Origin of the sequence: Bacillus cereus group sp. MYBK216-1 (assembly GCF_051916495.1) — a bacterium.
Taxonomy (GTDB): domain Bacteria; phylum Bacillota; class Bacilli; order Bacillales; family Bacillaceae_G; genus Bacillus_A; species Bacillus_A thuringiensis_K.
Genome location: NZ_JBQAGT010000031.1, coordinates 1 through 8,630 on the forward strand (window position 1 = coordinate 1; position 8,630 = coordinate 8,630).

An 8,630-nucleotide genomic window follows, 5' to 3' on the forward strand; every position below is an offset into this window, starting at 1 on the left:
ATGATGGCAGAGAGGTCACACCCGTTCCCATACCGAACACGGAAGTTAAGCTCTCTAGCGCCGATGGTAGTTGGGACCTTGTCCCTGTGAGAGTAGGACGTCGCCAAGCAATCTTAAGACGAGTCAGAATGACTCGTCTTTTTTGTATGCTTTCATACCTCTCTTAATTGCCTGTTTAACTCCTTCTAAATAGGCGAATCCATGCTTTTTATCTGGTTCTAAGTAAGTACCTTCTGCCCATTCATTCCACGCATTAATAAATAAAAACTCGCTGTTGTAAAGAGAATAGGTACGATGAATTTGCTTACTTAAGTATATCGTGAACTTCTCAGGAGTAGAACCGAGAAAGATGCTGCTATTTAAGTCTTTGCGACGTGCTGTGTTGTCCCAGTCAACAAAGGCACCGGGAAATGTTTTTTTCTCTGGAGGAGATCGCTTTAGTATATACATCCAAACTTTATCATAATCCCAAGCGTTTATTTGTTTACCAGACTCATATATTGTCTTATTTATGTCTGGAGAGCTATCATGAGCAATTGTATAAAAAGGCTCGAATTGAATGCTAGCATCGAACCCATTTATATTAGGAAGTGGGAAGCTGTTTAATGTTTCTACAAAGTATATACCTTTCAAACCATTTTCTTGTGCGAGTGTATCCCAGTAATTAAGCATTTGCTCACAGCCAGGGATATGCCCAGGACGATAAATAATGAATAGGGGTTTATCATCTATACGAATATATCTTTCATCTTGGAAAGCTTGTAATAAATAGTCAAAGTGTTCTTTCCAATCCGATAACTCTCCATAATTTTGAGGCATTAATATATGGCTATCAAGACCATCCCAAGTTTTTGTCCACGGTTCATTTGCCCAAGAAAGGCAAAATGGAAAATCTGGTTCGCCCGTCTTAAGTACTTCATTAAAGGGTGTCTCCAATAGCCTTTTTCCTTTAAACCAGTAATGGTAATAACAAAAACCATATATGCCGTGTGCTTTGGCAATTTTTGCTTGCCATTTTCTTACGGATGGGTCCGTTAAGTCATAATAAAAATCTTGATAAGGTTCTCTAGGTTGATAATGTCCTGCAAATAAAGGTCGTGCACTTTTAGTATTTGTCCATTCAGTAAAACCTTTTCCCCACCATTTGTCATTTTCTTTTATTTGATGAAACTGCGGTAAGTAAAAAGCAATTATTTTCAAGGTATATCCTCCTTATGTTCTTTGTAGTTCAAAGTGGGGGGGAAGTTACTTTTGATTTTTTGAATCGAGTTTAAAGCGCTAGATAGGTTATTTACTTACTATTTTGTTGTGCTTCATATTGAATTCGTTTTTACAGTTTGCTCGATAGAGGAATCTTGGATCATTTAATATATGGCTGAGATGAAAAGTGATTTTCATTATAAAATTATGCGCATTACCATGTAGGAAAAGAGTTAATCTTTTTGGAGAACAAATAGGGCTTGGGGTAATCGGCTTGCGTCATCAAAAAAGTCCCGTAGCTTTAAATACTTCTCATAGTGATTTTTAATATAATTTCTAGGTATAACGGTTTCTCCGTAGAAGCTACTATTTCTAACATCTCCCGCTCCTGTAGGACTGTGGACAAAATTACCGCTTTCATAATCCGAGATGGCCCGATTTATATCTGGGAAAGCTTGTGATAAAGTTTTATGCCAACCCGTTTGAATGAATTCAGGGTGTTCCTTGAATTGTTGACAGTAATCGAGAAAATAGCGCGCTTGTGTTGTGGCTATGAAGATGCCACCTGGACGAAGAATTCTTGAAAATTCCTTTATCCAATTTTCTGCAGTTTCTTCGGATAAATGTGAGAATACAGAATAAGCGAATATGATGTCTAATGAATTGTCACTAATAAATTCTACAGGAGGTTGTGGATTGGCTGTTTTATATATTCCTCTTCCTAACGTTTCATTGCAAATGTTAATCATTGCGGGATCTACATCAATACCAAGTAAATTTTCATCGCGAACATCTTTGAAAAAAAAGCGTATAATTCTTCCCCATCCGCAACCAAAGTCTAAAATTTTACGTTCTTTATTCAAGGGAACACCTAAATTTTGGGCATATGTTTTTACATGGTTATAAAACAAATATGCTTCATAAAGAGCATGTTCATAGGAAGCTCCTACAAACTGTTGTTGAATTTCTTCGGGGGGGAACATAGGTACTGGGATACCATTTATCTTTGTTTGTGAGCAACTTTGTATAAATAGATTTAGAAGTTCAACGTCAGAAAGAGGACTAACAAGGTTATCAAAATCATTTCCTAACTTAAAGTTATTCATTTGTTAACCTCCAAATTATATAGTGCCTAAAAATTATGTTCGTGTTTTTTACTAATAAAAACATGTAGAAATTCAGCATCTAATCCTAGTGATCTATCCTTTTGTAAATAAACAATTGTATACATATTTGCATGTGTATAAATATATTCAATCATATCTTGGCCCCAATCAAATGTTACTAAAGCCCCCTTCTCATCAATAGGATTTCCATGATAAATTGGCTCTTCCATATACTCAATTCCTTCTTTATTGTTTCTTGCTCTTTGTAAAGTCTTTGGGAGTGTATGATACCAAGGGACGGTAAACACATGAGCGCCACCAGGCTTTAAGACACGTTCTATTTCTTTAAAGGCTTTCTCTGGCTCCATTACGTGTTCAAAGACATCTTGCGTAATGAATAAATCAAAAGATTCATTTTGAAAAGTCATGTTTTCTAAATTCTCACATCTAATTCCTTGAAAGTATTGACCAAGAGGATAGTTTTTAAAGTATTGAGAATATGTATAGTTTTTACAGTTTTTTATCAGTAGTTGAGTTGTAATCCCTCCTGGTGAGGACTCGTGGATATGATAGGACCCCCATTTTGGAAAAAATGTATTTAAGACATGAACTAAAGCTCGTTGCCTCGGTATAGAGTGGCATGTAGAACATAAATAGTGATCTCTAAGCCAATCATTATGCTCTATAAATGTAGCTTCCTTCTCACAAATAACGCAGTAGCCATTATTGTGCTTCAAATTACCTTCCACATGATATCCCTCCTGTATAAAATGCAATGTATTTCCCCCATTATTTTCATGGCAGTAATGCTCTCACCTTAAAATCCGGCTGGAGCAAAGAAGTTGGGTGGGATATGAACTGCCCGTAAACGCCCTCACTTTATGGATAGTATCAGACACATGTGAAACCAAAGAGAGTGGGTAGAAATTAGGGAAACCATAAAAGTAAGATTGGTAGAAGGGAATAATTAGTAGGGGAGAACCCCACACTAATTAAAGTTTCACTTTATGCTATGCGATACATTTGCTTTTATTCATTGAAAAACGTAGGGGTTTAAAATATCCCTTTCGTGTATGGATACATTTCAAAGTCCTTTGCATATATTTCTGTAACTAAATCCATTGTTTCTTTGTCATAAAAGCTTGCGTATGTTGGAAATCGGGGAAAGGCTTCATCTGTAATGCTAAGTTCTGCATAGCTTCCTGTATAAACCATCTTGTGAGCGCGATGATGACCTGAACTTGTAAGTTTGGTTAGGTCAGATTTAATCAAACCGTATTCGTTTTCTATTTTGGGAATTTGCTTATTAAAATCTTCTAAAGGTATATAGCGTTGGATAAAGGCTTCTTCACCTTGGACGTATTGTTGACTAAAGTGCATATCTATTACTTGGGAATTGGAACCAAGTGCTTGAACGTAATATAAAAATTGTTTGAATGATATTCCTTGCTTACTATGCTTGTCATTATAAAAACACTTTCGGATACTATTCCATTGAGGACTAGCATAAGGATTGTCAGCAAGTAATAAAAATGAGCTAACGGCCCTCTTATAGGGATTTCGTACGAGTTTACAAACGTGCTTTTTGGCTTCTAGAAGACCGCTATGTACCGCTTGTATATAATTGGGGTTATTTTTATATACCCAGAATTCATAGTAATGAATAAAATCATTGTATTTCTTTGCTTCAGGAAATAATCCAATTTGAAAGAAGAACCAATTAGCTAATGCGGTACATCCGCTTCTATGGCTCCAAAATAATATAAGGGGAAAATCCTTATGGAAATGCGGAATTCGATCTTTATGTAGAATGATGTACTCTAAAAACTTTTGATTTATATTTTTCATGAGTTTAACACTCCTTTTTTAAGGGTATAGAAGAGGATTTTTTATTAATCCAATATATTCATGAGAATGAGTAAATATTATGAGTGTATTTTGCTTTCGTCTTAAATAAGAAAGCCATTCTAAAAGGGAAATATAAAATAAAGATAATGAAAATGTATAAGAGGCATACAATTAATTATAAGAAAAGAAATAATAAAAGTGTCCAAGTTCATTTATTTGTATTTCTAGGTGTGATAAGCAAAAATCTTATTACTAGAGAGGATATTATGGGGAAGAATAATTATTTAATAGTAGGTGGAAATAGTTTCATTGGTATTAACCTCGCATTAGGTTTATTGAAACAAGGTCAAAATGTAAAAGTATTTTCCAGACATATAAATAATTTTCCTCAAAATCTTATAAGTGAGGTTGAATTTATTAAAGGTGATTTAGCAAATGTTGAAGATATATATAAGGCTTTAGTAAATGTGGATATTATTATTTATTTAGCTGCAACGTCTAATGTAACAACTTCAATTGAAGATGTTTTTGGAGATAGGAACAGTAGCTTTTTTTTTCTTAATTTCATGGAAACTGTTAAACGTTTCCCTATTAAAAAAATTGTATTAGCATCCTCTGGAGGCACAGTTTATGGTGAACCAGAATATTTACCTATTGATGAGAAACATCCATTAAAACCACTATCTCCTTATGGAATAACAAAAGTGTCGCTTGAAAATTATTTGTACTTTTATAAGAAAAAGTATGGAATGGACTATGTTGTATGTAGATATTCTAATCCATATGGAAAATATCAAAACCCGTTAAAGAAAGTTGGAGCAATAAACTGTTTTTTGTATCAGCATCTCAGTAATGAAAAGATTAATATATATGGGAATCCACAAGAGATTATTCGAGATTATATTTATATCGATGATCTAGTGGAAATCACTATACAACTATCACAATTAAATCGCTTGAAATCTTGTGTGTATAACATAGGGAGCGGCAAGGGTCTCTCTTTAAAACGAATTATAGTAGAATTGGAGAAATTAACGGAAAGAAAAGTGGACTTTATCTGCTATAAACAAAAGCAAGAAAATGTTCAAAAAATCATTTTAAATATAGATAGGGTAAGACGAGAATGTAATTGGGAACCGAAAGTGGATTTCAAAAGTGGAATTAGATTAAATAAGCTATGGATTGAAGAGTTCTTATATAGTAAAAAATAATAAGCCATGCCCTACTTCTGTATAAGTAGAGCATGGTTTATTATTTTGTTTCTTTTTGTATTACCCAAAGGTCTTGATGTTCCCACCAAAAACCTTCAGTGTATTTTTTGATGATAGGATTATAAGGTAATAATTTAATTTTGTCACATACGTAAGAGGGACTAACGATCGTTTGCCCGTATTGATGCACATCTAAATCCAGTTGTTCACTAGAGGGGAGAAACCAATAACCCTGTTTATTTAAATCTGGAAAGCCGAAGTACTTTTTACTTTGATATCCATGAGTTGTGAAAATGAATAATCCGCCAGGGGACACAGCATTATACAATGTTTGAAGCCAACGAAACCAAGTTGTATCAGGCATATGAGAAAAAAAGGATAGACCAAAAACGATATCATACGTAGACGATAATTTTACTTGTTCCGGCTCAGGGTGAGATAAGATAGATGAAGTATTTAATGTGCGTTCAATAAAACTAATAGCCTCTTCATGTATATCACAGGTAGTTATATGTAAGTTCGTTTGTAAGTTTAATAAATGGCGTGTTACGCAGCCATATCCGGATGCGAATTCTAATAATTTTGTTGGAGTGTCTACAGGAGGATAAAAGGAAGTCATTAAATCTAAGAGTGTTTCTGCTGATTTTCTTCCATCTTTAAAATAATAATCTATTGCTTCTTTTTTAGAAGGAAAGACTGGATTCGTGACCAGGAATTGGAAGATATGATCCTCCGGATGGATACTTGCATTTACATTGTAGTTCTGTGCAATTTGAGAAATCAAATCTTTATTTGCCTCTATAAATTCTTTCAAAGAGTAACCCTCCTTAAATAATAGTAATGTCTTACAAGAGATACTAATGGTAAAGAAAATATATAATTAAACCTTCAAATATGTTTTAAGATACTTTCTATATGCGTACATTTTCTTTTTTGAAATGTCGTCGATAGTAAAGGTTTCTTTAATGAAATTCTGCATTTGTACAACTTCACTGTAATGGGAATATGAATCTTCTGCTCTCGTTACACTATTTGCATGTCGTCTATGATAGTTTAGAGGTTTTGAATTGAAATAAATGTTCCCCTCTTTAAGGATAGAAACATAGAAAAACCAATCACCGGCTATTTTAAACTGTTCCAATTGTTTTGCTGTTGTTTTTATATCTATGTTTTTAAAAACTACACTTGAGACATTAGGTATGGTGTTTTTGATAAGTAACGTATCTTGTATTTCATCTATCCCTTTTCGCACATAAGAACTCTGCCATTTTTCTTTATCAATATCATTTGTGTAATCTAAATAATGATTGGCCAATATATTTCCTTGTTCATCTATTTGTTTTGATTGTGTGTAGCTTAAGGCAACATCACTATCTATATGAAAACCTTGTATTACTTCTTCTAAAAATGTCTGATCACATAAGTCATCGGCCTCAGCAATCCAAATATAATCACCGGTTGCTGCAGAGACACCTTTTATCCATTGTTTAAATACAGAACCAGAGTTTTTATAATTAATAATCTGCTGAATTTTCAGGTGATGTTTATTTTCGTTTGAGAGCAGCTTTTCAAATATAGATACGCTATTGTCAGTAGAGGCATCGTCTAGGAAAATTAGTTCGTAAAGGGGATAGGTTTGATTTAATATTGATTTAACTCGTTCGGATAAGTATTTTTCGTAATTATAGTTCGGTACAATGACGCTTATTTTTTTATAATTATGCTCAAGCAAGTTTAATAATTGATAAATGTAATGAAGAAAGTTGAAATTTTTTTCAATAAGTTCTTGGCCAAAGGTCCCTTTTTGTAATCGTAAATCTTCATCCCCGATAAATTCGTATATTTTTTCCAGCATCATCGGTAAGTTTAAATAGTCTACTAATGCGCCAGTTTGTTCCGTAACAACATCTTCAAAACCTCCAGCGTTTTTAAACCCTATAACAGGGAGTTTTGTATCTAATGCTTCTAAAACCACGTTTGGGAAAGGATCTTCTCTTGAAGTTAATAAATATAAATCAGCCCCAGCGTTATATAAACCGATATCTGGAGTAGGATCCACTAATGTAAAATGTGCTGTATATCTTGGTGATAGCGTGTTTAAAAAGTGAACATCTGTTTTCCCAACCCAGATAAAATGAATATTTTTATGAATCTTTCTTACTGAGTAAGCAATAAGTGAGAATAAATCTATCCCTTTTCGATGATCAGCGAAGCCTACCCCCAAAATGATTTTGCTATCTAGAGGCAGGTTGTGTTTTTTTCGTAATTCGTTTCTCGCTTTTGTAATATTGTTCTTATAAGGATTGTGGTTAAACAAACCTTGAGGGAGGATGTGGCACTTTTGATGATCTAATTGGGTGATTGTACGGAACTTTTCATACACGTATTGTGAAGGGAAGACAATTTTGTGAGCAGACTCGGCAATTTTTATCGCTTTTCCCTCAGCAGAGTACTGTTGTATTAAATGCGGCAATTCATGTATTAATGAAATAACTTTTATATTATGTTTAGCTAGTAATGCAACTATATCACCACTTATGACGGTACTACATATGGCGATGGTATAGTCTTGTGATAATAACTTCTTTATTAATGATTCGATCTTTTTGTCCGTTGGGTAGTCTTCCTCTAGGCAATAAACAGGACCATACTTTTGAAAGTCGTGGATTAAAATGCCCGTTCCAATAGAAATAATTGCGACGGAGTAATGAAAGTTTTCTTTGAGAGCTTTAATAGTATGTAAAGAAAGCAGCTGTGCTCCGTGGAAATGGGCATCATGGGATACATAAATGATTTTCTTATTAACATGCATTTCATAACGCCTCCTAAGGTTAATTAGATTTTTAGTAAATGTATGGTGTATTTATAATTTCTAGAGAGAAGTCTAAATAAAAAAGCTACTTTTAATATATATTTGTTTGGCTTGATATTCATTCTTTAGAAAGTATAAACTGTCGATTATGAAAGGGACTGCGCTAGTTTATTAATCTTTAGGGAAGAAGTATAAAAATACCCTTCATAATTTATAAAATAAAAAGGATAAAAGGTATTGACGATTAGAGTATAGAGGTGTAATATAGAACAAGTCGCCGATGACAACAACGTCGAAAGCGACAAACGAAATAAAAAACTTAGTTGACATTGAAAGATGAAAATGTTAACATAAGGAAGTCGCAAATGAGCGACCAAGTAGTTCTTTGAAAACTGAACGAAACAAACAACGTGAAACGTCAATTTTTATTTTAGATGCTAGACAAACTAACTT

General features: G+C 33.7%; 7 protein-coding genes and 1 rRNA gene. 2 read left to right on the forward strand and 6 right to left on the reverse strand.

Annotated features, from left to right (window positions below):
- Positions 1-109 (forward strand): 5S ribosomal RNA (gene rrf, locus ACTFRH_RS30645); the annotation flags it as partial.
- Positions 110-123: 14 nt separating this feature from the next.
- On the opposite strand, the gene ACTFRH_RS30650 is transcribed toward rrf, so the two are convergent.
- From ACTFRH_RS30650 to ACTFRH_RS30665, 4 genes are all read right to left on the reverse strand, one after another.
- Positions 124-1,200 carry a glycosyltransferase WbsX family protein gene (locus ACTFRH_RS30650; RefSeq protein ID WP_000690962.1) on the reverse strand — a complete coding sequence of 359 codons (1,077 nt, stop codon included), beginning with the start codon at positions 1,198-1,200 and terminating at the stop codon, positions 124-126.
- 233 nt (positions 1,201-1,433) lie between these two features.
- On the reverse strand, positions 1,434-2,306 hold the full coding sequence (locus ACTFRH_RS30655; RefSeq protein ID WP_001058686.1) for a class I SAM-dependent methyltransferase: 873 nt from the start codon (positions 2,304-2,306) through the stop codon (positions 1,434-1,436).
- A gap of 26 nt (positions 2,307-2,332) precedes the next feature.
- Positions 2,333-3,055, reverse strand: coding sequence for a class I SAM-dependent methyltransferase (locus ACTFRH_RS30660; RefSeq protein ID WP_000398923.1), 723 nt, complete (start codon positions 3,053-3,055; stop codon positions 2,333-2,335).
- Between the two features lie 304 nt (positions 3,056-3,359).
- Complete coding sequence (locus tag ACTFRH_RS30665; protein ID WP_000790062.1) at positions 3,360-4,154, reverse strand: sulfotransferase family 2 domain-containing protein; 795 nt, start codon at positions 4,152-4,154, stop codon at positions 3,360-3,362.
- A gap of 266 nt (positions 4,155-4,420) precedes the next feature.
- Between ACTFRH_RS30665 and ACTFRH_RS30670 the strand changes: the two genes are divergently transcribed.
- Positions 4,421-5,365 carry an NAD-dependent epimerase/dehydratase family protein gene (locus tag ACTFRH_RS30670; RefSeq protein ID WP_000517674.1) on the forward strand — a complete coding sequence of 315 codons (945 nt, stop codon included), beginning with the start codon at positions 4,421-4,423 and terminating at the stop codon, positions 5,363-5,365.
- Positions 5,366-5,405: 40 nt separating this feature from the next.
- Here ACTFRH_RS30670 and ACTFRH_RS30675 read toward each other — a convergent pair whose 3' ends face one another.
- Entirely contained in the window at positions 5,406-6,179 is a 774-nt protein-coding gene (locus ACTFRH_RS30675; RefSeq protein ID WP_000657498.1) for a class I SAM-dependent methyltransferase, read from the reverse strand.
- Positions 6,180-6,245: 66 nt separating this feature from the next.
- Positions 6,246-8,177 (reverse strand): glycosyltransferase, encoded by a 1,932-nt coding sequence (locus tag ACTFRH_RS30680; RefSeq protein ID WP_000558385.1) that lies wholly within the window; start codon positions 8,175-8,177, stop codon positions 6,246-6,248.
- Positions 8,178-8,630 lie beyond the last annotated feature (453 nt).